The sequence below is a fragment of the Marivita sp. genome (assembly GCF_048006345.1).
In the GTDB taxonomy this organism is placed as follows: Bacteria; Pseudomonadota; Alphaproteobacteria; order Rhodobacterales; family Rhodobacteraceae; genus Marivita.
Map to the genome: position 1 here is coordinate 2,025,380 of NZ_CP180351.1, position 25,177 is coordinate 2,050,556.

At 61.6% G+C, this 25,177-nt stretch carries 23 protein-coding genes and 1 pseudogene; 2 read left to right on the plus strand and 22 right to left on the minus strand.

Annotated elements, in window-relative coordinates; genetic code table 11:
• Positions 1 to 41: 41 nt before the first annotated feature.
• The 10 genes from ACMVPR_RS10030 to uxaC form a co-directional block, all read right to left on the minus strand.
• Positions 42 to 1,565, minus strand: coding sequence for a UxaA family hydrolase (locus tag ACMVPR_RS10030; RefSeq protein WP_416882751.1), 1,524 nt, complete (start codon positions 1,563 to 1,565; stop codon positions 42 to 44).
• On the minus strand, positions 1,558 to 2,730 hold the full coding sequence (gene uxuA, locus ACMVPR_RS10035) for a mannonate dehydratase (protein WP_416882752.1): 1,173 nt from the start codon (positions 2,728 to 2,730) through the stop codon (positions 1,558 to 1,560). The genes ACMVPR_RS10030 and uxuA overlap by 8 nt, the downstream gene beginning before the upstream one ends.
• Positions 2,727 to 4,151 carry a mannitol dehydrogenase family protein gene (locus ACMVPR_RS10040; protein WP_416882753.1) on the minus strand — a complete coding sequence of 475 codons (1,425 nt, stop codon included), beginning with the start codon at positions 4,149 to 4,151 and terminating at the stop codon, positions 2,727 to 2,729. Before ACMVPR_RS10040 ends, uxuA begins: the two co-directional genes overlap by 4 nt.
• On the minus strand, positions 4,129 to 4,869 hold the full coding sequence (kduD, locus tag ACMVPR_RS10045; protein WP_416882754.1) for a 2-dehydro-3-deoxy-D-gluconate 5-dehydrogenase KduD: 741 nt from the start codon (positions 4,867 to 4,869) through the stop codon (positions 4,129 to 4,131). The genes ACMVPR_RS10040 and kduD overlap by 23 nt, the downstream gene beginning before the upstream one ends.
• Positions 4,866 to 5,690, minus strand: coding sequence for a 5-dehydro-4-deoxy-D-glucuronate isomerase (kduI, locus tag ACMVPR_RS10050; protein ID WP_416882755.1), 825 nt, complete (start codon positions 5,688 to 5,690; stop codon positions 4,866 to 4,868). The genes kduD and kduI overlap by 4 nt, the downstream gene beginning before the upstream one ends.
• Before the next feature lie 18 nt (positions 5,691 to 5,708).
• On the minus strand, positions 5,709 to 6,014 hold the full coding sequence (locus ACMVPR_RS10055; protein ID WP_416882756.1) for a cupin domain-containing protein: 306 nt from the start codon (positions 6,012 to 6,014) through the stop codon (positions 5,709 to 5,711).
• A 7-nt stretch (positions 6,015 to 6,021) separates the two neighbouring features.
• Positions 6,022 to 7,302, minus strand: coding sequence for a TRAP transporter large permease (locus ACMVPR_RS10060; protein ID WP_416882757.1), 1,281 nt, complete (start codon positions 7,300 to 7,302; stop codon positions 6,022 to 6,024).
• Entirely contained in the window at positions 7,302 to 7,811 is a 510-nt protein-coding gene (locus tag ACMVPR_RS10065; protein ID WP_416884645.1) for a TRAP transporter small permease, read from the minus strand. Before ACMVPR_RS10065 ends, ACMVPR_RS10060 begins: the two co-directional genes overlap by 1 nt.
• 68 nt (positions 7,812 to 7,879) lie before the next feature.
• Positions 7,880 to 8,860 carry a TRAP transporter substrate-binding protein gene (locus ACMVPR_RS10070; RefSeq protein ID WP_416882758.1) on the minus strand — a complete coding sequence of 327 codons (981 nt, stop codon included), beginning with the start codon at positions 8,858 to 8,860 and terminating at the stop codon, positions 7,880 to 7,882.
• A gap of 23 nt (positions 8,861 to 8,883) precedes the next feature.
• Positions 8,884 to 10,290, minus strand: a complete 1,407-nt coding sequence (gene uxaC, locus ACMVPR_RS10075) for a glucuronate isomerase (RefSeq protein ID WP_416882759.1) — start codon at positions 10,288 to 10,290, stop codon at positions 8,884 to 8,886.
• 167 nt (positions 10,291 to 10,457) lie between these two features.
• Here uxaC and ACMVPR_RS10080 point away from each other — a divergent pair, with 167 nt between their 5' ends.
• The gene (locus ACMVPR_RS10080) at positions 10,458 to 11,183 is read left to right on the plus strand and encodes a GntR family transcriptional regulator (RefSeq protein ID WP_416882760.1); all 726 of its coding nucleotides are present in this window, start codon (positions 10,458 to 10,460) and stop codon (positions 11,181 to 11,183) included.
• Positions 11,180 to 12,103, plus strand: coding sequence for a sugar kinase (locus ACMVPR_RS10085; protein WP_416882761.1), 924 nt, complete (start codon positions 11,180 to 11,182; stop codon positions 12,101 to 12,103). The genes ACMVPR_RS10080 and ACMVPR_RS10085 overlap by 4 nt, the downstream gene beginning before the upstream one ends.
• 9 nt (positions 12,104 to 12,112) lie before the next feature.
• Here the strand turns inward: ACMVPR_RS10085 and iolB are convergent, their stop codons facing one another.
• From iolB to ACMVPR_RS10145, 12 genes and pseudogenes are all read right to left on the minus strand, one after another.
• Positions 12,113 to 12,919 carry a 5-deoxy-glucuronate isomerase gene (gene iolB / locus ACMVPR_RS10090; RefSeq protein ID WP_416882762.1) on the minus strand — a complete coding sequence of 269 codons (807 nt, stop codon included), beginning with the start codon at positions 12,917 to 12,919 and terminating at the stop codon, positions 12,113 to 12,115.
• Entirely contained in the window at positions 12,912 to 13,115 is a 204-nt protein-coding gene (locus tag ACMVPR_RS10095; RefSeq protein ID WP_300587819.1) for a hypothetical protein, read from the minus strand. The genes iolB and ACMVPR_RS10095 overlap by 8 nt, the downstream gene beginning before the upstream one ends.
• A 15-nt stretch (positions 13,116 to 13,130) precedes the next feature.
• Positions 13,131 to 14,312 (minus strand): phytanoyl-CoA dioxygenase family protein, encoded by a 1,182-nt coding sequence (locus ACMVPR_RS10100; RefSeq protein WP_416882763.1) that lies wholly within the window; start codon positions 14,310 to 14,312, stop codon positions 13,131 to 13,133.
• Positions 14,313 to 14,369: 57 nt separating this feature from the next.
• Complete coding sequence (gene iolE / locus ACMVPR_RS10105; RefSeq protein ID WP_416882764.1) at positions 14,370 to 15,275, minus strand: myo-inosose-2 dehydratase; 906 nt, start codon at positions 15,273 to 15,275, stop codon at positions 14,370 to 14,372.
• Positions 15,275 to 17,104: pseudogene (iolD, locus tag ACMVPR_RS10110) on the minus strand (3D-(3,5/4)-trihydroxycyclohexane-1,2-dione acylhydrolase (decyclizing)). Before iolD ends, iolE begins: the two are co-directional and overlap by 1 nt.
• On the minus strand, positions 17,101 to 19,014 hold the full coding sequence (locus tag ACMVPR_RS10115; protein ID WP_416882765.1) for a bifunctional 5-dehydro-2-deoxygluconokinase/5-dehydro-2-deoxyphosphogluconate aldolase: 1,914 nt from the start codon (positions 19,012 to 19,014) through the stop codon (positions 17,101 to 17,103). The pseudogene iolD and the gene ACMVPR_RS10115 overlap by 4 nt, the downstream one beginning before the upstream one ends.
• 3 nt (positions 19,015 to 19,017) lie before the next feature.
• Complete coding sequence (gene iolG / locus ACMVPR_RS10120; protein WP_416882766.1) at positions 19,018 to 20,022, minus strand: inositol 2-dehydrogenase; 1,005 nt, start codon at positions 20,020 to 20,022, stop codon at positions 19,018 to 19,020.
• Between the two features lie 163 nt (positions 20,023 to 20,185).
• Positions 20,186 to 20,965 (minus strand): ATP-binding cassette domain-containing protein, encoded by a 780-nt coding sequence (locus tag ACMVPR_RS10125; protein WP_292268450.1) that lies wholly within the window; start codon positions 20,963 to 20,965, stop codon positions 20,186 to 20,188.
• 11 nt (positions 20,966 to 20,976) lie between these two features.
• The gene (locus ACMVPR_RS10130; protein ID WP_416882767.1) at positions 20,977 to 22,059 is read right to left on the minus strand and encodes an ABC transporter permease; all 1,083 of its coding nucleotides are present in this window, start codon (positions 22,057 to 22,059) and stop codon (positions 20,977 to 20,979) included.
• A gap of 101 nt (positions 22,060 to 22,160) precedes the next feature.
• Positions 22,161 to 23,105, minus strand: a complete 945-nt coding sequence (locus ACMVPR_RS10135; RefSeq protein ID WP_300587834.1) for a sugar ABC transporter substrate-binding protein — start codon at positions 23,103 to 23,105, stop codon at positions 22,161 to 22,163.
• A gap of 76 nt (positions 23,106 to 23,181) precedes the next feature.
• Positions 23,182 to 23,997, minus strand: coding sequence for a TIM barrel protein (locus tag ACMVPR_RS10140; RefSeq protein ID WP_416882768.1), 816 nt, complete (start codon positions 23,995 to 23,997; stop codon positions 23,182 to 23,184).
• Between the two features lie 144 nt (positions 23,998 to 24,141).
• The gene (locus tag ACMVPR_RS10145; RefSeq protein ID WP_416882769.1) at positions 24,142 to 25,170 is read right to left on the minus strand and encodes a LacI family DNA-binding transcriptional regulator; all 1,029 of its coding nucleotides are present in this window, start codon (positions 25,168 to 25,170) and stop codon (positions 24,142 to 24,144) included.
• Between the last annotated feature and the right edge of the window lie 7 nt (positions 25,171 to 25,177).

Sequence of the window (25,177 nt, forward strand, 5' to 3'; positions counted from 1 at the left end):
AAGCCGCTCGCGCGGTCCGGTAGGCCCAGCGGCGCGCTGGTCTACATCACCGCCCCGATTTGCCACGGGACAAATTCGTGATCGCCAAGGCCAAGGGTTTCGGATTTCGTGGCCTGACCCGATGCCGTGGCGCGGATTAGGTCGAAAATCTCGTGCCCCTTCTCGGCGATGGTCACACCTTGGGACAGGATATCGCCGGTGTTGAGGTCCATGTCGTCGGGCATCTGTGCGAAAAGCTGGTCCGATGTGGCCAGCTTTATTGTCGGTGCGGGCTTCGACCCAAAGGCCGATCCGCGCCCAGTGGTAAAGACCACGATCTGCGCGCCACCTGCGATCTGGCCGGTGACCGACACCGGATCATAGCCGGGTGTATCCATGAACACGAGACCCGGCACATCGACGTGTTCGGCATAGTCGTAGACTGCGGTCAAAGGGGTGGACCCGCCCTTGGCCGCAGCGCCCAGCGATTTTTCGAGGATGGTGGTGATCCCGCCCTGCTTGTTGCCGGGGCTCGGGTTGTTGTCGAGCGATCCGCCATTCAGCGCTGTGTACTGTTCCCACCATTTGATCTGACCGATCAGCTTTTGCACCACCGCGTCAGAAGCGGCGCGGCGCAGCAGCAGTTGCTCGGCGCCATAAATCTCGGGCGTTTCCGACAGGATCGCAGTGCCACCCTGCCCAACCAGCAAGTCACTCGCCACCCCAAGCGCCGGGTTTGCGGTGATTCCGGAAAACCCGTCCGACCCACCGCATTGCAACGCCACCCGAAGCGCCGACATCGGCTGCGGGCTGCGCGATATGCGGTCCACTTCAGGCAGCAGCCCAACCACATGATCCTTGATCGCATCAATCGTGGCGCGCGTGCCGCCGGTGTCCTGAATGGTCAGCCCGTGGAAATGCGCCGTGCTCTCGGCCCCGAAATGCGATTGCATCCGCGCGATCTGCATCACTTCGCAGCCCAAGCCCACAAACACCGCTGCACCCACATTCGGATGGGTGGCATGGCCCCAGAGCACGCGGTCAAGAATCTCGAATCCCGGTCCGCTGCCTGCCATGCCGCAGCCCGTGCCATGCGCCAGCGCGACAATGCCGTCGATATCGGGATAGGCGTCGAGCACACCGCTCGCCTCGATCTCGGTCGCGGCGCGGCGGATCACCGTGGCGGAACAGTTCACCGTCGCGAGAAGCGCGATGTAATTGCGTGTGCCCACCCGTCCGTCAGGGCGCAAAAAGCCTTGGAACGTCAGAGGCTCGCTTTGAGGAATTGCCGCCTGTGCCGCCGCCAGATCGGCCCCGATGGCGTAAGATTGCTCGGGGTTTTCGAAGATGCAGTTGGACGTATGAACGTGATCCCCGGCGGCAATGGCGCGGGTCGCCTTGCCGATGAACTGGCCGAACTTGAGGATCGGCGCACCTGCTGGGATGGCCATGCGAGCAATCTTGTGCCCGGCGGACAGCGGTTTTTCCAAAGGCGTACCAAGCCCCAGAGGGTCCTCGCCCGCCTGCGCCCGTGCCGTCAGGACCGCCACATTGTCAGAAGGATGAAGCACCAGCGGTTCAGACATGACCAATCCCCCGGATCACACCGCGCAATTCCGCAAGCCCGCGCAAACGCCCGATCAGCGGATAGCCGGGCACAAAATCCCGGTCATGGTCGCTCAACATATGATGGCCATGGTCAGGTCGGAACGGGATGACGTGATCCGCGCGCCCCTCGGCCCTCCGCCGCGCCTCTTCGCGCAGCAGCACCCGAAGCAACATCACCATATCCGTATCGCCGTCCAGATGCGCCGCTTCCTCGAAAGACCCATCCGCCTCTTTGCGCACGTTGCGCAGATGCGCAAAATGGATGCGGTCGGCCACTCGCGCGGCAATTGCGGGCACATCATTCCCCGGATGCGCGCCAAGCGAGCCGGAACAGAGCGTCACGCCACTGGCCGGGCTGTCCTGCGTCGCCAGCACCCATTCCAGATCGTCGCCCGTCGACACGATGCGCGGCAGGCCAAGAATATCACGCGGCGGATCGTCGGGATGGACACAAAGCCGGATGCCAAGGTCTTCGGCGGTCGGGACAACCTCAGCCAGGAACCGAGCGTAGTTCGCGCGCAAAGCGTCCCGGTCGATCCCGTCATAAGTGGCCAGCGCTATGCGCAGTCCCGGAATGTCGTAGCGGTCGAACGCCCCCGGCATTCCTGCCATGATCGACCTGAGCAGTTTGTCCCGCTCCGCCTCGCTGGCCTGCTGATACCACGCAGCGGCCCGCACGCGCACTTCGTCACTGTAATCGTCCTCGGCGGCCTGCCGCCCGAGCATGTGGATCTCGAATGCCGCCATATGGGTCGCCTCGAACCGGAGACAGGTGGCACCTCCGGCAACCGGGGCCGCCAGATCGGTGCGAGTCCAGTCCAAGAGCGGCATGAAGTTGTAGCAGATCGTGCGCACGCCTTCTTCCGCCAGATGGGCCATCGACTGGCGGTAATTCGCGAAAAGCGCGGACAAGTCGCCCTCGCCTTTCTTGATCCGCTCGTGCACCGGCAGGCTTTCCACGACGGACCAGACGAACCCCGCCTCTTCGATCGCGCGCTTGCGGTCCGCGATGGCCACACGCGGCCAGACCTCACCATAGGGGATGGCATGCAGGGCGCTGACGATACCGGTAGCCCCCGTCTGCAACACCTCAGGCAACGTGATCGGATCGAATTCACCGTACCAGCGCCAGGTTTCGATCATAGCGTCCCCTCTTGGATCGCAGCGCGGGCACCTTTGGCCCAAAGATGGATCGCCGCCTCGGTCACGGGCTGCGCCAACTGTTCCGCCAGTTCCTCTGGGAAAACTTCTCGCATTCCAAGCAAAGCTGCAACCTTACCCTCGGGCGTATCGGCACTGTGGGATGCATCCCGTAGCCGCGCCGCCAACGGATCGCGCACGTCAATCTCCTGCCCCTGCTCATCCATGCCACCAACATATCGCATCCACGCCGCCACGGCGAGGCACAACGCCGGGCAGCTACGCCCGGCAGACAGGTTGGCCGCAAGACTGCCCAAGAGACGCTGCGGCAGTTTCTGGCTGCCATCCATCGCGATCTGCCATGTCCGATGGCGGATGCCGGGATTGGCATAGCGGTCGAACAGCGCATCAGCATACTCCGTCAGGCTCACCCCCTCGGGGGCCTGCACCGCCGGCATGATCTCGGACCAGAGCCGCCGCACATAGGCGGCAAAGACGGGATCGGCGATGGTGTCGGCAATGGTCTCGTGCCCGGCCAGATAGCCGGTATAGGCCAGCGCGGAATGGGTGCCGTTGAGCATGCGCAGCTTCATATGTTCATGTGCCGTGACATTCCGCACCATTTCGACACCCGCAGCGACGAAATCCGGGCGCGCGTCACCGACGAAGTCATCTTCGATCACCCATTGGGCAAAGGGTTCATGCATCACCGGTGCCGCGTCGGGACGCCCGGTCAACTCGGCCACCCGCGCGATGTCGGCCTCAGTGGTGGCGGGTGTGATCCGGTCCACCATGGTGCAGGGGAACTTGCCCTCGGCCTCGATCCAGTCCGCCAGTGCCGGGTCCAGCCGCCGTGCGAAATCCAGCACAAGACCGCGCACAAGCCGTCCGTTCTCGGGAAGGTTGTCACAGGTCAGAACGGTAAAGGGGGCCGCACCCGCCGCCCGTCGACGCTGCAACGCGCGAACCAGAAAGCCAATCGCAGAGACCGGCGCATCATGGGACAGATCGTGCTGAATATCCGGGTGATCGACGTTCAGCGCACCAGTCGCGGGGTTGTGGCAATAGCCCTTTTCGGTGACCGTCAGCGTCACGATCCGGACCTCCGGGTTCGCCATCGCCGACAGCACCGCTTCGGGGTCTTCGGGCGCGACAAGCACGTCATTCAGAACGGTGATCCAGCGCGTCTGCTCGCCCTCAGATGCCAGTGTGACCGAGGTGTATCCCCAATCCTGTCCGCGCAGCGCATCACGCGTATCGGGGCTGCGCAGGGATACCCCCACAATGCCCCAATCCCCCCCTGAAGCAGCCATGGCGTCTTCGATGAAAACACATCCAAACGCACGAAAGAACGCACCAAGGCCCAGATGCACGATGCCTGTCTGTGGTCGATCTGTCAGGTCAGCGTGCAAGCCAGCCTCCATCCACGTTCAGAACCGCGCCATGCACGTAGCGCGCCGCGGGCGTACATAGGTAGACAGCGGCTCCGGCGATGTCCTCGGCCTGCCCCCAGCGACCCGCCGGGATGCGGTCAAGGATCGCTTGATTGCGGTCGGGATCGTTGCGCAGCGCTTCGGTGTTGTTGGTCTCGATATAACCGGGGGCGACCGCATTGACGTTGATGCCCTTAGCCGCCCATTCGTTCGCCAAGAGCTTGGTCAGCCCAGCGACACCATGTTTTGACGCGGTATAGGACGGCACGCGGATGCCCCCCTGAAAGGACAGCAATGAAGCGATGTTGACCACCGCCCCGGTGCCGCCCCGGGCGAGTAACGCTTTTGCAAAGGCCTGCGTGGTGAAGAACAGCGCCTTGAGATTGACGTCCATCACGTCGTCCCAATCGGCCTCGGAAAACTCCACCGCATCGGCGCGACGGATGATCCCTGCGTTGTTGATGAGCAGATCGATGGGCTGGTCGTCGAACAACCCCTGCCCGGCCATCGGATCAGAGAAATCAACAAGCACCGACGACGCAGTCCCACCTTCTGCCGTGATCGCAGCAACGGTCTCGTCACACGCCCGGCGTCCGGCACAGATCACTTCAGCCCCGGCCTCGGCCAGACCCACTGCAATCGCCTGCCCGATGCCGGTATTGGCCCCGGTCACAAGCGCGCGGCGTCCTTCCAGCGAAAAGGCCTTCACCGCAAATCCCCCATCGCCACCATGTCCATATCGGTGAAATCGACATTATCCCCCGCCATCGCCCAGCAGAAGGTGTAGGATGACGTGCCAGCGCCCGCATGGATCGACCAGGGCGGCGAAATCACCGCCTCTTCATTGGCCATGACGATGTGCCGGGTCTGCGACGGCTCACCCATCAGATGAAACACGCGCTGGTTTTCGGGCAGCTTGAAATAAAGATACGCCTCCATCCTGCGATCATGGAGATGGGCAGGCATGGTGTTCCAGACCGACCCTTCGGCGAATTGCGTGTAGCCCATCAAAAGCTGGCAGCTTTTGCACACCTCGGGGTGCAGGAACTGGATAATCACCCGTTCATTCGCCGTTTCTCTCGCGCCCATCTCGACGCGTCGGGCGTCAGCCAAAGTGATCAGCCGCGTCGGATAGCTGTGATGCGCCGGGGCGGACAACACGTAGAACCGACCGTTCCCGCTGAATGTCACCGGCCCGGACCCCATCCCGATATAAAGCACTTCGCCCGTACCGATCTCGTAATCTGCGCCACCAACGGTCACGGAGCCCGCCTCGCCAATGTTCAGCACCCCCATTTCACGACGGTCAAGGATCGACGGCGTACCCGCTTCCTTCACATGATCCAGCGTGAGACTGCCCCCGGCAGGCACCGCAGAGCCAAGGATCAGGCGGTCATAGTGGGAATAGACAAGGTTGATCTCGCCCTCTGCGAACAGGCCACCGACATGGAAGTGCGCGCGCAGCTGATCGGTGTCCAGCGTCTTTGCCGTGGCCGGATCAATCGCGTGGCGGGTTTGGGTCTTGAGCATGGTGTCAGGCCTTTCGGGTCAAAGAAAATCGTCACGGCGCGGGGTGAAGGTGTCGATCAGCGTGCCCGCCTCGCGGCATGTGCAGCCATGACGGACGCCGGACGGGATCACGACACTGTCGCCGGGGCCGAGGTCATGTTCAGTGTCGCCGACGACAAAGGTGAACCGCCCGGACTCGACATAGGTGGATTGCACATGGGGATGGTCGTGCAGCTTGCCCTCGGCCCCGTCTTGGAACCGAAACACCACCACCATCAGATCGGGGTTTTCTGCCAGCACTTGCCGGGTCACACCCGGATCGGTCGGAACAACGGGATAGGTCATTTCAGCCTCATCTGAAAAGCGACGGCAGCCAGAGCGACAGCGCCGGAATGTAGGTGACAAGCATCAGCGTCGCGAAGGCCGCGCCATAGAACGGCCAGATCGTGCGCACCGCGTCCCAGACCGGGATACGACCCACCGCACAGCCGACAAACAGCACCGCGCCCACAGGTGGCGTGCAGAGCCCGATGCCAAGGTTGAGGATCAGGATGACCCCGAAATGTACCGGATCTACGCCAAAGGCGGTCGCCACCGGCAGGAAGATCGGCGTGGTGATGACGATAAGCGGCGACATGTCCATGAAGGTGCCAAGGATCAGCAGCACGAGGTTCAAAAGCAGCAGAATGATGATCGGGTTGTCCGAAACCCCCTGCAACAGCGCCACCATCGACGCGGGCACCCGCGTGTAGGCCAGAAGCCAGCCAAACGCCGCAGCGCAGCCGATAACCATCAGCACCATCGCGGTGGTGCGCACCGCGGCAAATGTGGCTTCGATGAAGTCGTGCCAGCTCAGGCTGCGATAGACGAAAAACGTCACCAGAAGCGCATAGACAACCGCGATGTTCGAGGACTCGGACGCGGTGAAAATGCCCGACCGCACGCCGCCGAAGATGATGGCCACAAGGATCAGACCCGGTGCGGCGGACACGAACAAGGTGCCGAGAATGCGGAAGCCTTGGAACGGTTGGGTCGGATAGCCTTTCCGCACCGCCATCCACCACGCGGCCACCATCAGCAGACCAGCCAGCAGGAACCCCGGAATAATCCCCGCGGTGAAGAGATCGGCAATCGAGATCTTTCCCCCGGCGGCAATGGAATAGATGATCATGTTGTGGGACGGCGGCAGCAGCAGCGCGATGATCGAACTCACCACGGTGATGTTGACTGCGTAATCGGTGTCATAGCCGCGCTCTTTCATCTGCGGGACCATCAGGCCACCAACCGCACTGGCATCGGCAGCCGCCGATCCGGACACACCGCCGAACATGACCGAGGACAGCACGTTCACCTGCCCCAACCCGCCGCGCAGATGGCCGACAAACCCTCCGGCCAGCGCCACCAGACGACGGGCGATGTCGCCCCGCACCATCAGATCGCCCGCGTAGATGAAAAACGGGATCGCCATGAGCGCGAACACCGACACACCGGAATTCAGACGTTGGAAAACGACGACGGGCGGCAGGCCCAGATAGGCAATAGTGGCAAAGCTGGACACACCCAGACAGAACGCGACAGGCGTGCCAATCAGCAGCAGAAACGTGAAGGTTCCGAAGAGGACATAGAGTTCCATCAGTCGATCTCCGCCTCTTCGCCAAAGCGTGCGGTCGGCAGCCCAGCAGCGCGGCGGGCGATCCGTTCGGTCGAGAACAGCACGATCAGAACTCCGCCCGCGACGATGGGTGCGAAGTCGAAGGCGCCGGAAATTCCGAGACCCGGCAATTTGTTGCCAGCCGTCTTTTCGGCAAGCTGCCAGCCGTACCAGATCATCCCGACACCAAAGGACGCGACGGCCAGATCAGAGATCGAATGCAGCACCATCTTGATCCGGTGCGGCACCACATACAGCAGAACGTCGAAAGACAGATGGTAGCCTTCGCGGATGCCAACGGCAGCACCCAGAAAGATAAACCAGCCCATGATCATGACGGACGCGGGTTCGGTCCAGATGATGCTGTCGTTCAGCACATAGCGCCAGAACACCTGCGCCGCGATCAGCACGGTCATCAGGACAAGCCCGATCCCGGCGACCCACAAGGCAAGGCGCGCCAATCGCCCGGTCAAAAGCGCAATCGTTTTCATCATGTCAGGCCTGCCCACCCTGCTCAGAGTGCCCGCCCCAAAACCGATGCCTTGGGGCGGGCCTTGGATTATTCGGTGGCCTGAATGTCAGCGACCATCTGCTGAAGCTTGGGCGAGGTCACATATTTCTGGTAGACCGGCACCATCGCTTCGATAAAGGGCGTCTTGTCGATATCGGTGATGATCTCGACACCCGCATCTCTTACGCGTTGCTCGGACACCTTTTCGCGCTCCTGCCACAGCTCACGCATCAGCGGAACGGAATCGCGGGCTGCCTGACGGACGATCTCCTGCTCTTCGGCGGACAGCTTGTCGAAGCTGGTCTTCGACATCACCAGAACTTCCGGCACGATCAGGTGCTGGTTCAGCGTGTAATACTTGGCCACCTCGAAATGGCCCGAGCTGTCGTAGGATGGCCAATTGTTCTCGGCCCCGTCGATCACGCCTGTCTGGATCGAGGAATAGACCTCGCCATAGGGCATCGGGGTCGCGTTGGCGCCAAGGGCGGCAACCATGTCGACAAAGATGTCCGACTGCATCACGCGGAACTTGAGACCGGCCAGGTCTTCGATCGACCGGATCGGCTTTTGCGAGTTGTAAAAGCTGCGCGACCCGCCATCGTAGAACGCCAGACCGACAAGGTCATGGTCGCTGAACGCGTCAAGGATCTGCTGACCGACAGGGCCATCCATCACGCGGTGCATGTGATCGGTCGAGCGGAAGATGAACGGCAGTGACGGGATTTGGGTTTCTTCGATGATGTTGTTGAACGGCCCAAGCGAGACACGGTTCATGTCGATCACACCGAACTGCGTCTGTTCGATGGTGTCCTTTTCCTGCCCCAGCTGGGCTGAATGGAACACTTCGATGCAGATTTTGCCGCCGGTGCGCTCTTCAAGCATCTCGCCCATCTTCTGTACCGCGACAACGGTCGGGTAGCCTTCGGGGTGGGTGTCCGACGACCGAAGCGTGACTTCGCAGGCCGCGGCCGCAGAGACAAAGGCAACGCTTGCCAACAAGGCCGCCCCGAGTGTTTTGACGTAATTCATGGTTTCCTCCCAGAAAATGGCTCTCAGAGCCGGTAAGCCTGCTTTGCAAGCCGGTATGCGAGGTCATGTACGACCTCGAATGCTTCGTCCTCTGCCAGCCGCCCCGTGGCGATCAAGTTGGCAAGGAACGCGCAATCGACCCGCCGCGCCACGTCATGACGCGCGGGGATGGAACAGAAGGCACGGGTGTCGTCGTTGAACCCGACCGTGTTGTAGAAGCCGGCGGTTTCCGTCGCCATTTCGCGGAACCGCATCATCCCTTCGAAGCTGTCGTGAAACCACCAGGGCGGCCCCAGTTTCAGTGCCGGGTAAACCCCTGCCAAAGGCGCCAATTCGCGGGCATAGGAAGTCTCGTCCAGCGTGAAGAGGATGATCGTCAGATCGGATCGTTCGCCCACGGCGTTGAGAAGAGGGCGCAGCGCGTGCACGTAGTCGGTGCGTGTCGGAATGTCATAGCCCTTGTCACGGCCAAACCGCGCCATGATCGGATCGGAATGATTGCGCGCCGATCCCGGATGGATTTGCAGCACCAGACCGTCGTCAAGGCTCATCCGCGCCATCTCGGTCAGCATGTGACCCCGGAAGGCATCCGCCTCATCTGCGGTGCAGACGCCGCGCAGCGCCTTGTCGAACAGCGCCGCAGCAATATCCTGCGGCAGGTCTTCGGTGCGCGCAGTTGGATGGCCGTGATCCGACGATGTCGCGCCGAACTCCTTGAAATAGGCGCGGCGGTTGCGATGGGCAGCAAGGTAGCCCTTCCACGTGGTCGCGTCTTCGCCCGCCATCTCACCCATCTGCGCGACATTCGCGGCAAACCCCTGAAACTCCGGGTCCACCACCGCGTCCGGGCGATATGCGGTGATGACCTTCCCGCTCCACCCGCTGTCGCGGATCATGCGGTGCCATTTCAGATCGTCGATGGCGCTCTCGGTGGTCGAGATCGCTTCGATGTTGAACCGCTCGAACAAGGCGCGGGGGCGGAACGCCTCCTGCTTCAGGCAGTCGTCGATCTGGTCATAGATCGCGTCGGCGGTCTCGGACGACAGGCGCTGATCCACCCCGAACACCTCTTGCAGCGCGTGGTCGACCCACAGCCGCGTCGGCGTTCCCCGGAACAGGTGATAATGCGACGCAAAGAGCCGCCAGATCTTGCGAGGGTCCTGTTCGGTCTCTCCGCCATCCACGCGGGGCACGCCCATCGCTTCAAGCGGAACGCCCTGCGAATGCAGCATGCGGAACACGTAGTGATCGGGCGTCACGAACAGCCGGGCCGGATCGGGAAAGGCGGCATTCTCGGCGTACCATTGCGGGTCAGTATGGCCGTGCGGGCTGATGATCGGCAGATCGCGGACCGTGTCATACAGCGCCAACGACAGACGACGCAAAACCGGGTCGGGCGAAAACAGCCGATTCTCATCCAGTAGCGCCATGATTCCTCCCGTTTTTTCTCGAACGGCGCATGGCTTCTCGGCGTCCGCTGATGACTAATATCCTAGTTTGGCAATTTTTACTCGTCAACTAATATCCTAGTTGCAAAGCTATGGGGGCCCTGTGCTATGTAAGGGACATGGCCAATCGCATCAGGAGGGCTTGACCTGTGGGCACAACCGCTCAGAAAAATTCCGCACCGCTGCCCCTGCCCCAGCTCCGCCAGCAGGTTCAGCCGTCAATTGCGGATCAGGTGTTCAAGGTCCTCCACGACCGAATCCTGTCGCTTGAACTGCCGCCGGAAACCAAGATCTCAGAGGCCGAGGTGTCGGCGAAGATGGGCGTGTCCCGCCAACCGGTGCGCGAGGCGTTCCGCCGTCTGGCGAACCTTGGCTTTCTGCAAATCCGCCCTCAAAGCGGCACCACTGTCAGTCTGATCTCTGAAGAGGCGGTGCTGCGCGCGCGGTTCATTCGACTTGCGCTCGAGTTGCAAACCTGCCGAACCGCCTGCAGCGCAATCTCCGAGGACGGTCTGCGCGCCCTGTCGTCCCTGATTGAGCAACAGAAAGAGGCCATTGCCGAAAACAACCGAAACCGGTTTCACGCGTTGGATGATGCGTTTCACCGCGAGATCTGCGTCCAATCCGGCGTGGAATACGCCTGGGACGTGATCAGCGAAAACAAGGGCCACATGGATCGCGTGCGCATGCTGACACTGGACACGTCGTCGCAGAAGTTTGCGCTCAACGAGCATATCGCCATTCTGGACGCAATAACCGCCCGCGCCCCGGACGCGGCGGCGGATGCGATCGACAAGCATCTGTCGCGCATCTTGATCCAGATCGAAAAGATAAAGGCCGAGAACCACAACTGGTTCACGGATCTCCGCCCGTGACCCGGATCGTCTGCATCGGGGAAAGCATGGTCGAGATGGCCCCGCTTGAGACCCCTGGCACCTATCGCATGGGGTTCGCGGGGGACACGCTGAACACGGCATGGTATCTTGCCAAACTGCTCGGGGACCGGGCGCGCGTGGACTATTTCACGGCTGTCGGCACTGACCCGGTGTCAGACCAGATGCTCGACTTCCTGACACAGGAGGCCATCGGAACCGCCAATATCCTGCGCCGCTCGGACCGGACGCTTGGCCTTTACATGATCCAGTTGCAGAACGGCGAACGCAGCTTCAGCTATTGGCGCGGCCAAAGCGCCGCGCGCACGCTGGCGCAGTCCGGACAGGACATTGCCACGGCCCTGCGCGGTGCGGACATCGCATATTTCTCGGGTATCACGATTGCCATCCTCTCGCAGCACGACCGCGAGACACTGATGACCGCGCTCGAAGAGTTCAGCACCAGCGGCGGGGAGATCGTGTTCGACCCGAACCTGCGCCCCAAGCTTTGGACCACCCCCCAGGATATGACCCAAGCCATCATGGACGCCGCCCGGCTGAGCGACATCGTCCTGCCCTCATATGAAGACGAAGCCACATGGTTCGGGGACCAATCCCCCGAAGACACCGCCCGACGCTACGCTCAGCACGGCGCGGGGATCGTCGTGGTCAAAAACGGACCGGGTGAAATGATCGTGCATAGCGACGCTGGCCTCTCGCGCCACCAACCCGAGAAGGTGAGCGCAGTGATCGACACCACCGCCGCCGGGGATTCCTTCAACGCCGGGTTTCTGGCCAGCTATATCGCCGGAGGGCCATTGGATCAGGCCATCGCGGCAGGGGCAAGATTGGCGGCGCGTGTCGTGACATATCGCGGCGCATTGGTTGAAGAGGCTGTGCTGGGACACGAACTGGCAGGCTGACGCCCGGCCTTACGCATCCCGTTTCATGATCCATTCCACCTCGGGCGCGGGCACGAACCGCCATTTGCGCAAGGGGCCAGCCATGACATTGAGGTAATACATCTCGAATCCGTAAGGCGCACCGCAAGGATGGTGCCCGCGTGGAACCAGCACCACATCGCCATCGCTCACTGCCATCGTCTCATCAAGCTGCCCATCATCGGTATAGACCCGTTGTATGCCAAACCCGTTGCCGGGGTTGAGGCGGTGATAATAGGTCTCTTCCAGATAAGTGATACGCGGGAAATCGTCCTCGTCATGCCGGTGGCTTGGGTAGCTCGACCAGTGGCCGTTCGGCGTGAAGACTTCGGTGACAAGCAAACTGTCCGCGTAGTCTTCGTTCTCCATCGCGATGTTGTTGATGTAGCGGGTGTTCACCCCCTTGCCGCGTTCGGTGAGCGTGATGCCGTCCGGCCCGATCCGCCGCGCCGCGTGCCCACCTTTGCCCGGGGCCGAGCAGACCGCAACCGTACACGCAGTTACGGCAGTCGCCATCCAGTCCGATCCGTTGGGCAGATAGAGGCAATGCGGCGGGGTTTTCTCGAACACATCCATGCGGTCGCCCAGCACACCCCAGTCCTGCCCTGCCCCCGTAATCGCGGCCTTGCCCTCAACCATGACAAGGATCACCTCGCGGTCACCCGTGGCCTCGCTCACACTCTCCCCTTCGCGCAGGCGATAGAGCGAAAAGCCCACATAGCGCCACCCGGCAGAGGCAGGCGTGATCTCGTGGACCTTTCCGTGTGTGCCGAAGGGTTTGCGCAGAAGATCAGCCATCTTTCTTGTCCTTGTAGTTTTTCGGGTCGAAGACCACGAAGAATTCATAGGCGCAATACGCTCCCGCTGCGCCGAACAGCAGCGCCCATCCCGGATTGCCGGTCCACAATTCGAACAGCGCCCAAGCAAAGACGAGTCCGGTTGTCCATGCCCGCCGATGCAGCGGCAGGAAAAAGGGAACACGCAGGTTGAACATGGGCGCCGCCTGTGATCAGGCCGCTTGCCGTGTGGCCATCTGGCACAAGGCATCAGCAAGCTGGTCGGTCGTCCAGCCCTCGGACACCGCGCGACGCATGAGATCGGCCTGGCTTTCGGGAGCAAGGCCACCCACCGGCGGGTCGGTGTCGAGGTTGGTCGGGAAGCTGTAGCCCTCGGCACAGGCGGCAATCGCCGCATCGAGTTCCGGTCCGGTCAACCGCCCGCCCTGTTTCAAGGCCACCAGCGCCGGGAACAGGGCCGCTGTCATTGCCCGACGGTCAATCGCCTCCATGGCCCGACCAAAGGCCGAGGACACCTGAAGCAGGTTGACCATGCGGTTGATGTCGGCACTTCGGTTTTCACCCGCCGCGTGGAAAAGTGCGGGATTGAAGAACACCGCATCGCCTTTTTCGAGTGCCACCTGAACATGCGCCTCTTCGAAATGGGCGCGGTGGTCTGCCTCGTGGAACCCGAGATACCCCGCCGGATAGAGTTGCGAGAACGGCAAGAGCTTGGTCGGCCCGCTTTCGAGTGGCATGTCACAATGGGCTACAGCGCCTTGCAAAGTCAGCGTTGCGGTCACCTCATGTGCGTGCGCCGGATAGCGCGCCGACTGATCCGCCGACTGAAAGCCCAGATGGTAATCCCGATGCGCCGATTGCGCCTTGCCGCCGGGCCGGACCTGATTGACCTGCGCAGTCATTTGGTAGTTCGGTCCCAGCCACGCCTCACAGGCCGCCGCGATGGACGTATTGCCGTAGTAGAGCGAAAAGCCTTCAGGGTCGCGCAGGCATTGCTTTTGCAGGGAATTCCAGACCCGGTCATTTGCGCCTGAGGCGGCAAAGTGATCGCCCTTGCCCGCAGCCCCGGCCTTTTCATCCGCGATGATGGCGTTGAACACGTCAGACGCGCGGTCGATCACCGATGTGTCGGAATAGGCGTGTTTGAGCGCAATCACCCCGGCAGAGCAGCGCAACACCTGCGCCCATTCCGCCATCAGCGCACGGCGTTTCCCAGCGTCGTCCAGCGCAGGCCGCAGCGCCGCCATGTCATAGAGCGGCACATTCTTCTCGATGGCGGCGGCATGGGGCACATCCGCGGCTTCAAGCTGTTGCGAGGTCAGCACCTTGAATTCATCCAGATCGCAGGATTCCCGGTCGAAATAGCCGATATATCCGAATGTCTGATGTACCATGTCGTCCTCCTGTTGCATGGCGTGCGGTGCTGGCCCCGAACCGGGACCGGTGAAACCTTAGGGCGTGATCTCCAGACCGGAGGCGGCGGCAATCGCGCGGATGTGGTCGTAGCCCATTTTCGAATACTCATAGGGCGGCGCTTTGGCAGGGTCCTGTTCAGCCTCGACCACGATCCAGCCGTCATAGTTCATCGCCTTGAGCCGGTCGGTGATGGCCTGAAAGTCGATGCAGCCTTCGGGATCACCCGGGACAGAATAGACCCCTGCCGCAACGCCATCGAGAAAGCTGCGATCCTCGGCGCGCACCCAGTCGAGAACCGGCTGGCGCACGTCCTTGAAGTGGACGTGGTGGACACGGTGGCCCCATTTGTCCAGCACTGCGAGCGGATCAGCTCCTGCAAAGTGCAGGTGGCCGGTGTCATAGAGCAGCGTGAGGTCGTCGGTCGATCCCTCCATCAGCCAGTCGATGTCTTCGGCATCCTGCACCATCGCCCCCATGTGATGATGGTATGACAGGACACAGCCCTGATTGGCGGACCACTTGGCCAGTTCAGACAGCTTTGCGCCATAGCCCTTAACCTCGTCACGGCTGAGCTTGGGGCGCTGGCTGACCGGGCGGTGAATGTCGCCCTGAATGGTGTTGGAGCACTCGGCATAGACGATGCACGGCGCGTTCAGAGCGGCAAATTGGTCGACCTGCTGGCGGATCGCGGCCTGTTCGGTGGCCAGATCGTTGACCATCAGGTTGCCGGAACACCAGCCGCCGCAGAGCACAACGCCGTAGCGATCAAGATAGGCGCGCAGCCCTTCGGTGTCGGCGGGCATACGCCGTCCACGCTCGACGCCCTGATAGCCGATGCGACCCGCATCCTCCATCGCGCCTTCGGTGGTGAAAGCAGCGGTGAGATCCGGCAGGTCGTCATTCTGCCACGCGATGAGGGAGACCCCCAGTTTCACAGCCATCAATCGGCCCTTTGCAGTTTCTTGTTGCTCACGTATTTTTCATGCGCCGCGCGCACTTCGGCGCGGTCGGACACTTCGGGAATGCCGACTTCCCACCATGTGCCGCCATGTTCGGTCGATGGGTACGGGTCGGTGTCGATCACGACGACATAGGGCACGGTCTGGTCGTGCCGCTTGGACAGTGCCTCTTCCAGTTCGGCAATCGAGCCGACCTTGACGCTGACCGCGCCCATCGCCTCGGCATGTTTGGCAAAGTCGATAGCGCTGGGGTTGGCGTGGACGGCGTGGTCCAGCAGGTTATTGAACTCGGCTCCACCGGTGCCCATCTGCAGCCGGTTGATGCAACCGAAGCCCCGGTTGTCGGTGACCACGACGGTGAACGGGATTCCCATCATCGCGGCCGTCGCCATTTCCGAATTGGCCATCATGTAGGTGCCGTCGCCGGTAAAGCAGATCACGTCTGCCTCGGGTTGGGCCATCTTGATACCCATCGCCCCTGCGATCTCGTAGCCCATGCAGGAAAAGCCGTATTCCATGTGGTAGCTGCCCGGCTTGCCCGCCTTCCAGAGCTTGTGCAACTCCCCGGGCATCGTACCTGCGGCGCACATCACGACGGTGTTGTCAGCGGCGGCGCGTTGGACTGCGCCGACGACTTGCATATCGGTCGGCAGTTGATTGCCCTCTGGTGCGTCGGTCAATGGGTCAACCTTGGCGAACCAGCCCTCCTTCAGCGAAGCGGCAGGCGCGTCCGGCGCATATCCTGCCAGTTCAATGGCAAGCTCGGTCAGGCCTGCCTTGGCATCCGCCTAAATCGGCATCGCGCAATGTTTCATCGCGTCATAGGCCTGCACGTTGAGGCTGATCAGCGTGCGGTTCGGGTTCGCAAACAGCCCCCAAGACCCGGTGGTGAAGTCCTGAAACCGTGTGCCGATGCCGATCACCACATCCGCCTCAGCGGAGGTGGTGTTGGCAGGCTCGCCGCCTGTCACACCAATGGGGCCGAGGTTCAGTGGGTGATCCCAAGGCAGAGCGGATTTGCCGGCTTGTGTTTCCACAACGGGGATGTTGTGCGCCTCGACAAAGGTTTTCAGGTCGGCGGTCGCGTCCGAGTAATGCACCCCTCCCCCGGCAACGATCACCGGGCGCTTGGCCTTGCGGATCACCTCGACTGCACGGTGCAATTCGTGCGGGTCAGGGTGGATGCGGCGGCGGTGCCAAATACGCGGTTCAAAGAAGCTTTCGGGATAGTCATAAGCCTCGGCCTGCACGTCCTGACAGAAGGCCAACGTGACGGGACCACACTCTGCCGGATCGGTCATGGTGCGGAAGGCGCGCGGCAGGGCGGTGAGGATGTGCTCGGGCCGGGTGATGCGGTCGAAATAGCGGCTCACCGGGCGGAAGCAGTCGTTCGCGCTGACCGTGCCATCGCTGAAGACTTCGGGCTGCTGCAGCACCGGATCGGGGCCGCGATTGGCGAAGACATCACCGGGCAGGAACAGAACCGGCAGGCGGTTCACATGGGCAAGCGCGGCGGCAGTGACCATATTCGTCGCCCCCGGCCCGATGGAGGACGTGACCGCCATCGCACGGGTTCGGCGCAGTTGTTTGGCGTAGGCAATTGCCGTGTGCGCCATCGTCTGCTCATTGTGCCCGCGATAGGTCGGGATCGTGTCGCGCACGGTGTAGAGCGCCTCTCCCAAACCGGCGACATTGCCGTGGCCGAAGATCGCCCAGCAGCCCGCGATGAAAGTGTCGCCGTCCTCATTGAGCTGTGCGGTCAGGTAGCGCACAAGCGCCTGTGCGGCGGTCAGTCTGATGGTCTTGCTCATGCTGCGTCCTCCTGTGCGCCTCTGCGGGCGTCGTCCCATATCCGGCAGAGCCGGGTGTAGCGCTCGGCCATCTGTGTTACGGCTTCGGTGTCGCTCATCTGGCCTTGCATCCATCCTCGCGCGGCATCGCCGAAGATCGTGCGTCCGACAGCAAAGCCTTTGACCAGCGGTTGTTTCGCCGCCAGTGCAAAGCTGGCCGCCAATTCGTCTTCGGGCGCGTCAAGGCCCAGCACCACGATCCCGCGCGTGCGAGGGTCGTTGCGAGTGATTACATTGACGGCATTGGTCCAAGCCGCGTCCGTCTTGAACGGCTCTAGCTTCCACCAGTCGGGATAGACGCCCGCATCGTAGAAGGTCTGGATCAGCGTGGCGGTTGTCATGTCATCTACCGCACCGACCTTGGAGGGGATCACTTCTAGCAGGAATTCCAGCCCGTTGCGCCTTGCGGCGGCAAACAGGCGTTTGACCCGCGCGACCTGCATCTTGGCGGTCTTGTCATCGTCGTCCGGATGGCAGAAGACCAACAGCTTGACCACGTTCTCGCGTGCCCATTCACGCAAACCGCCGAGGTCGTCGCCCAAGTCCGGCTCAAATTCGATGGGCCGCGATCCGGGCAGTTCGGTGGGCCGTCCGATCCAGAGGCCAGTGCCGCTGGCCCGGTGCAACGCGCTGCGCCCGATCCGGTTGTCGCAAAGGATGCCATAGCCCCCCCGCCCGTTTGCCACCTTGAGCGCCGCGTCAAGGCAAAGTTCCTTGAACGCCGCGCCCTTCTCGGGTGTGTAGCCCGACATCTCTTCCAGTTGCGAGCGGTGGTCGAAGGCGAAGGTGCGCAGGGTGGACCAATCGCCTTTGCGGTTCGTGGCCCAATGGACCTGTTCAAGCTCCGCATCGTTTCGCAGGTCAGGCCGTTTGATGCCTCGCTTGAAGAAGAATTGCAGCTCGTCCCAGCTTGGGTAAGCCGGAGTGCAGCCATGGCGGCTGACAGCAAACGCCCCGCAGGCATTGGCGTATTTAAGAGCGGTGGGCCAATCCTCGCCGTCCAGCCAGCCTTTCAGAAGGCCAGACATGAATCCGTCGCCTGCGCCCAAGACGTTGAACACTTCGATGGGAAAGCCCGGTCCGGTCTGACCGTCGTCCAAGGAGTCTGGAATGTCGCCCTCAAACGCCACCGCACCTGCGGCCCCGCGTTTGCAGACCAAAGTCGCTCCGGTCACCGCCCGCACAGCGCGCAGCGCGGCAATCGTATCCGTGCTGCCACCCGCGATGTGGAACTCTTCCTCCGTTCCGACGATCAGATCGAAGAAATGCAGCGTCGACTGCAGCTTGGCCGTCACAGCAGCGCTTTCGACAAACCGGCTTTCGCCATCGCCATGGCCCGCCACACCCCAGAGGTTCGGGCGGTAGTCGATGTCGAGCGCGGTCGTCATGCCCGCATCCCGCGCGATCTGGAGCGCCTTGAGCGTGGCGGCCTCAACCCGGTGATGGCTGAGATGGGTGCCCGTGGCGACCACGGCCCGCGCCCGGCGGATGAACTCCGGATCGATGTCATCAACCGTCAGCCCCATATCGGCGCAATTCTCGCGGTAGAAGATCAGCGGAAACTGCTCCTGATCGCGGATGCCCAGCAAGACCAGAGCAGTCAGGCGGTCGGGGTCAGTCTTGACCCCGGTCGTTTCCACGCCCTCTTTCTGCAACTGCTCGCGGATGAAGCGGCCCATATGCTCATCGCCCACCCCCGTGATCACCGCAGAGCGCAGCCCAAGCCGCGCCGTTCCGCAGGCGATGTTGGTTGGAGAGCCACCGATATACTTGTCGAATGACCCCATATCCTCGAGCCGGCCGCCCACCTGTGCCCCGTAAAGGTCCACAGATGATCGGCCAATGGTGATGAGGTCCAGTGTCTTGGTCATGGCTCAGCCCGTGATCTCGGAAACTTTGACCGCGCGGCCTTCCTTGACCGACAGAACCGCCGCATCGGCCAGTGCGAGCGCCATCAGCCCGTCCTGCCCGGTGGTGGGCGTCGGAGCGCCGTCTGCGACCGAGGCGACAAAGGCCGCGATCTCGTTTTCATAGGCGGCCACGTACCGCGTCATGAAGAAGTTGAGCAGCGGCGGCGTGCCGAAGCCATCCTTGTTCGCCAGTTCGATATTGGCCTCGGCCATGTTCCGGGCCGAGACCATACCTTCGGAACCCAGCACTTCGATCCGCTGGTCGTAGCCATAGGTGGCGCGGCGGGAATTGGTGATGATGGCCTGTTTGCCGGATGCTGTGCGCAGCATCACGTTGACGCTGTCAAAATCGCCCGCGTCACCGATCTTGGGATCGGTCAGGACCGACGCCTGTGCCATCACGGTTTCGACCTCTTCCCCCAAGAGCCAGCGGGCCATGTCGAAGTCGTGGATCGTCATATCGCGGAAGATGCCACCCGAGACCTTGATATACTCGACCGGAGGTGCGCCCGGATCGCGCGAGGTGATGGTGACCATCTCGACTTCGCCGACGCGGCCTGCGTCGATGGCTGCCTTGACCGCCATGAAGTCAGGATCGAACCGGCGGTTGAAACCGACCATCAGCGTAGCGTCTTCCGCCGCGACGGTGGCAAGGCAGTCCTGCACCCGCTTCAAACTCAGATCGACGGGTTTTTCGCAGAACATCGCCTTGCCCACCTTGGCGAACTGCTCGATCAGGTCCGCATGGGTGTTGGTCGGGGTGCAGATCAAGACCGCGTCCACGTCATCGGACGCCGCGATCTCGTCGATGGTGCGGATGTCGCAACCGTAGCGGTCGGCCACCGAAGTGGCCGCCGCGGCCATGGGATCGGCAATGGCAACCAGTGTGGCACCGGGGGTGGCGGTGACCGCCTTGGCATGGACCTGGCCGATACGGCCTGCACCAAGGATCGCAAATCTGACAGTCATGGGTCTTCCTTTATCCTCCCAAAGCCTTTCGCTCGGGACGTTCTTGTTCTCATTGCACCAGCACTTCGACCACATGCCTTGAGGCGGCATCCGGCGTCTTGGGCGTGCCAGACTTACGCGCGGCACGCCCGCACATCAAAGCCCCTTCGGCGTGGCCGCGCGGTCAAAGCGCCTCGGCCACCTCGTATTCCGGCTGCGTCTTGGCACCGGTGATATAGGCCACAACATCCTGCCCGTCGGTCTCTTCCTTGCGGAGGTTTGCGCAGATCCGGCCCCTGCGGAACACGACGATGCGATCCACCAGATCCATCACCTGCCGCATGTTGTGGCTGATGAGGATGAGCGGCTCACCCTGCTCTTTCAGGGTGCGGATGATGTTTTCCACCTGCGCTGTTTCCTGTACCCCCAAGGCCGCCGTCGGCTCGTCCATGATGGTCAGCTTGGAATGGAAGGTCGCCGTTCGCGCAATGGCCACGCACTGACGCTGACCGCCCGACATGTTCTGGATCGTGTTGCGGATGTTGGGGATTTTTACCGCCGTCTTCTCCAGCGCCGCGATCGTGTCATTGCGCATCGCCTTGTAGTCAAGAAACCGGAACGGACCCAGCCAATCGAACTTGGTCTTTTCGCGCCCCAGAAACAGGTTGTCCGACACGTCCAAATCATCGGCCAGAGCAAGGTTCTGAAACACCGCTTCGATCCCGGCCTCGCGGGCATCCAGCGGCCCGGCGAATTGCACCGGTTTGCCGTCGAAATGGATCTCGCCGCGCGTGGGCTGTTCGACCCCGGTGATCTGGCGCACGAAGGTCGATTTACCAGCCCCGTTGTCGCCCATGATGGCCACGTGTTCGCCCTTGCGCAGGGTGAAATTCGCGTCCTGCAGAGCGTGCACACCGCCGTAATGCTTGGTCAGGTTGCGGGTCTCAAGGATGATATCTGACATGGGTCGTCTCCCTATACCCGCGTGCTGGCACGTTGTTGCCGCCATTTATCGAGCACCACAGCGCCGATGATGATCGCGCCCATGGCCATGATCTGAAAATACGCGTCAAGCTTCACATAGGTGAACCCGGACTGGATCACGCCGAACACCATCGCGCCCAGAACCGTCCCGATGATGGACCCGCGTCCGCCGGTCAAGCTTACCCCGCCGATGACCGCCATGGCGATGGCGTAGAGTTCGTAGAACAGACCCATGCCGGATTGCGCCGTCAGGTTCTTGGAGCTGAGAACGATGGCCGCAAAGGCTGCGAGCATCGACGCAATCATGTAGACCATGACCTTGTGCCGCTTGACATTGATCCCAGACATGCGCGCCGCGTCTTCGTTGGAGCCGATGGCATAGGTGTGCTTGCCGTAGACCGTGTAGCGCAGCAGCACGTGGCACAGGATCGCCAGCAGAACGAACCACACCACCGGCATCATGCCCGCGCCCAAAGCGGCATAGCTTTCGGTCGGGAAGGAGACCGGCTGGCCCCGTGTCCACCACTGCGCAATGCCGCGGCAGATCAGGAACATGCCAAGCGTCGCGATGAAGGGTGGGATGCGGGTGAAGGCAATCAGACTGCCGTTGATCGCGCCGATAAAAGCACCAAACGCGAGGCCGACCATGATCGGAATGAGAACCGGCAGATCGAATGCCCATGGGCCGAACACCGCCTTGGGGTTGGGATTGCCATTCACCAGTTCGGTCTGGGCAAAGGACATCACGATCATCGCTGTTGCGGCCACCAATGGACCCGAGGACAGGTCGATCCCGCCCGAGATGATGACCTGCGTCACACCCAGCGAGATGATCCCGATGATGGCAACCTGCAGGATAATGATCTGCAAACGCGCTTCGTTGAATATGGAATCAAAGCGGTCGTTCGTGTCGAACAGGAAACTCTGGCCGTTCATGTAGGGCAATACCTGCCCCAACACTTCAAAGATCGCGACGATGATCACAAGCGCGATGAAAATGTTGAATTCGTTGGGCCAGCTGCGCTTGGAACTGTCGTATTTCAGCCCGCCTGTCCCTTGCGTGGTCTCCGCCATGGATGGCACTCCTGATGGATTTTCTCTGCGCCCAAAACGGGCTTTTCGAGTTAGGTGGACAGGGCGCCGGATGCGCCCTGTCGTATCGTCAAGTCAGCCCATCAGTTCTTGCTGAGGAACTCGTCGACATTCGCCGGTGTCACCAGCTTGAACGGGATGTAGACCTTCTGGTCCACGGCCTCGCCACGGGCCAGCGCGAGTGCTGCATCAACCGATCCTTCACCCTGACCAAACGCGTCCTGGAACACGGTTGCATCGAGATCACCTGCCTGCATCGCAACAAGCGCGTCCTGCGTTGCGTCGACACCGACCACAACAACGTCTTCCATCGAGATGCCGGCGGCTTTCATCGCCTGGATCGCACCGATGGCCATTTCGTCATTGTTGGCGAAGACGACCTGGAACGCCTCACCAGCGGACAGCCAGTTGGTCATGAGGTCCTGTGCTTCGTCGCGCGACCAGTTGGCGGTCTGACGGTCGATGATCGAGATGAAATTGCACATGTCGATGCCGATGATATCGTCCACGTCCTTGGTCCGCTGAACGGCGGCCTGGTTCGACAGCTGACCCATCATCAGGTATCCCTTGGCGCCGCCGGCATAGCCCATGGCGCGCAGCAGTTTGCAGGCCTCGAACGCGGCCAGAGTGCCGGATTCGATTTCGTTCGATGCCACGAAAGCCTGATTGTCCGGCAGGCTGTCCACGTTGATCGGCTGGCGGTTGACATAAACCAGCGGAATTCCGGCACTCGCGGCCGCCTGCGACATCGCCTCGGTTGCAGATGTGTCGACCGCGTTCACGATGATTGCATCGACGCCGGACGCGATGAAGTTGTTGATCTGGTCAAGCTGCTTGGCCACATCGTCCTGTGCGTCCTCGACCTGCAGTTCGACACCGTCGATGCCAGCCGCATAGTCCACCATGCCGTTGCGCATCACGGTCAGGAAGTTGTCATCGAACCGCGCAATCGACGCACCGATGGTTTCGGCCATGGCAGTCGTCGACATGAGGGCGGCAAGGCCCGCGGCAATAAGGGTTTTTTTCATCTGTTTGGTCCTCCCAAAGTGGTGCCGGCACACCGATTTACACACCGGAGCCCCTTCTGGGGCGGTTTCCCTTCACTCAGGCGGCCTCTGCTGCCAGCTGCGAAGAAATGAACTCGAACGATTGACGAAGTGCGCTTGCCGGATCGGCCAACGCATGCGTCTGGGGCGAAAAACACTCGTAGGAAATCGGGCCGTCATAGCCTGCGCTCAGCAGGGCACGGATTTGTGCGACATTGCCCAGGCGGTCTTGCGCATCGACCAGAACCCGGTGTTCGTCTTCCATCTGATCAATACCCAGCGCCGGATCGACAACACCCGAAATGTGGACGATCCCTGTCTGACCGACAAAGATCGGGCCGCCTTCAGCCAAGGTATGGTGAAACGTGTCGTGAACGATCTTGAAGACATGCGCAGCATCCAGCGCGTTGATCGTCTCGACCGCATCTTGTTTCGATCTCAGCGAAGAGCGTGGGAACCCAAGAGGTTCGATCAAGGCAACCAGCCCTGCATCCTCGATCATGGGTTTGATGTTTTTCAGCGCGATGCGGAGATTGGCATGGCGTTCGCCATTGCCGGTTTCCGTGCCATCGTTGCGCGGGATAAGGCTGATGGTCTCTGCGCCGCAGGCTTTGGCAATCGCGATCAGGTCGCGCACTTCCGCGGCAATGGCATCTGACCAGCTGTTGAAGGGGTAAACCTGGCTTAGCCCAACAAGCCGCAGGCCTTTGTCTTGCGCCATCTGGCCCGCCGCGACGGGATCCATTCCATCAAAAAGCGGGCGGCCCAGATCGTTCCGGACTTCAACCCCGACGCACTCCAGCGAAGCCGCAAGGTCAAGGAACGACGCGTAGCCGAGATTTGGAACGGTCATGTGATTGAGCGCACGCTTCATGACGATCACATCCTCCCAAATGCTACAGCCTGACTAACGCAGGGGAAGCAGTGCGGCGACGAACCGATTCCGTCAACGGCGCGGCGGTCGCTTTACATCAATCATGATGGTTTTCTGCGCATGCAAAATGATGCTTTTACATCATCACAGGATTTCCGGCAGGATGATCCTCGGGTCTAGAAAATGCTGTTCGACAGAACTCGAGTCCGGGTCCGAACAGGCCTTGATGGCCAAATCGATCATGCTTTGGCAGACCTCGGCGAGGGGCGTCGTGATCGCCATCTGAACATACCCGTCCAGCAAACCCGCTCGGCTTTCGGGGGTCACTTCGTTCACCACAAGGCGCACCTTACCCGGCGGACGCGCCTCGCGCAGGGCCGCAATTGCGCCTTCCATTCCGCCCCCTGCCACGTAGATGCCGCGCAGGTCCGGATAACGCTCCAACAAGTTCAGGGTTGCCTCGTAGGTCACCTGCCGGGTCTCAAGATTGACCAACGTTTCGAGCGTCTCAAAGCTTGGAGCGTTCTCGCGCATGAAGGCGCGGAACCCCACTTCGCGCAGATCGTGGCCATGCCACCTGTTGCCACCGACAAAGATCGCCACACGCCCCGGCGTTGCCGTCTGGGTCAACATCCAGGCCGCCTGTCGGCCCACCTTCATGTTGTTCAACCCTATGTAACTGCGGCGAATTCCTTGCGCGAAGTCGTTAAGAAGGGAAAACACCGGTACGTCCCTTGCCTTGAGGTCGGACACCACTTTGTCGAGGCTTTGGTGATTGACCGCGACCGCTCCCACGGCATCGCATTCGCTGCCAAGCTTCTTCAACAGATCGGCAAATTCGTCCGGGGATTGCGAATTCGAGAACCGGATGGAAACCCTGCCCCGAATATCCGTACGCGCCGCGATGGCGCGTTCGATCTCGGACCGGAAGGCCTGATAGAAAGCCTGCTTTTCCTTCAAGAGCACAACGCCGAGATGCAGCTCTGGCACCGTCGCATTCAGCCGGTGATCCAAGAGCCCTCGCGCATGATACCCGACCTCTCGGGCGGCATCGGCGATCCGGCGCAAGGTCTCTTCGCGCACCTTGACGCGGCCATTCAGCGCCCGGTCGATGGTTGCCGTGCTCAACCCGGACACACGGGCGACATCCTTGATGGTTGCTCTGCGTGCCATGCCATGC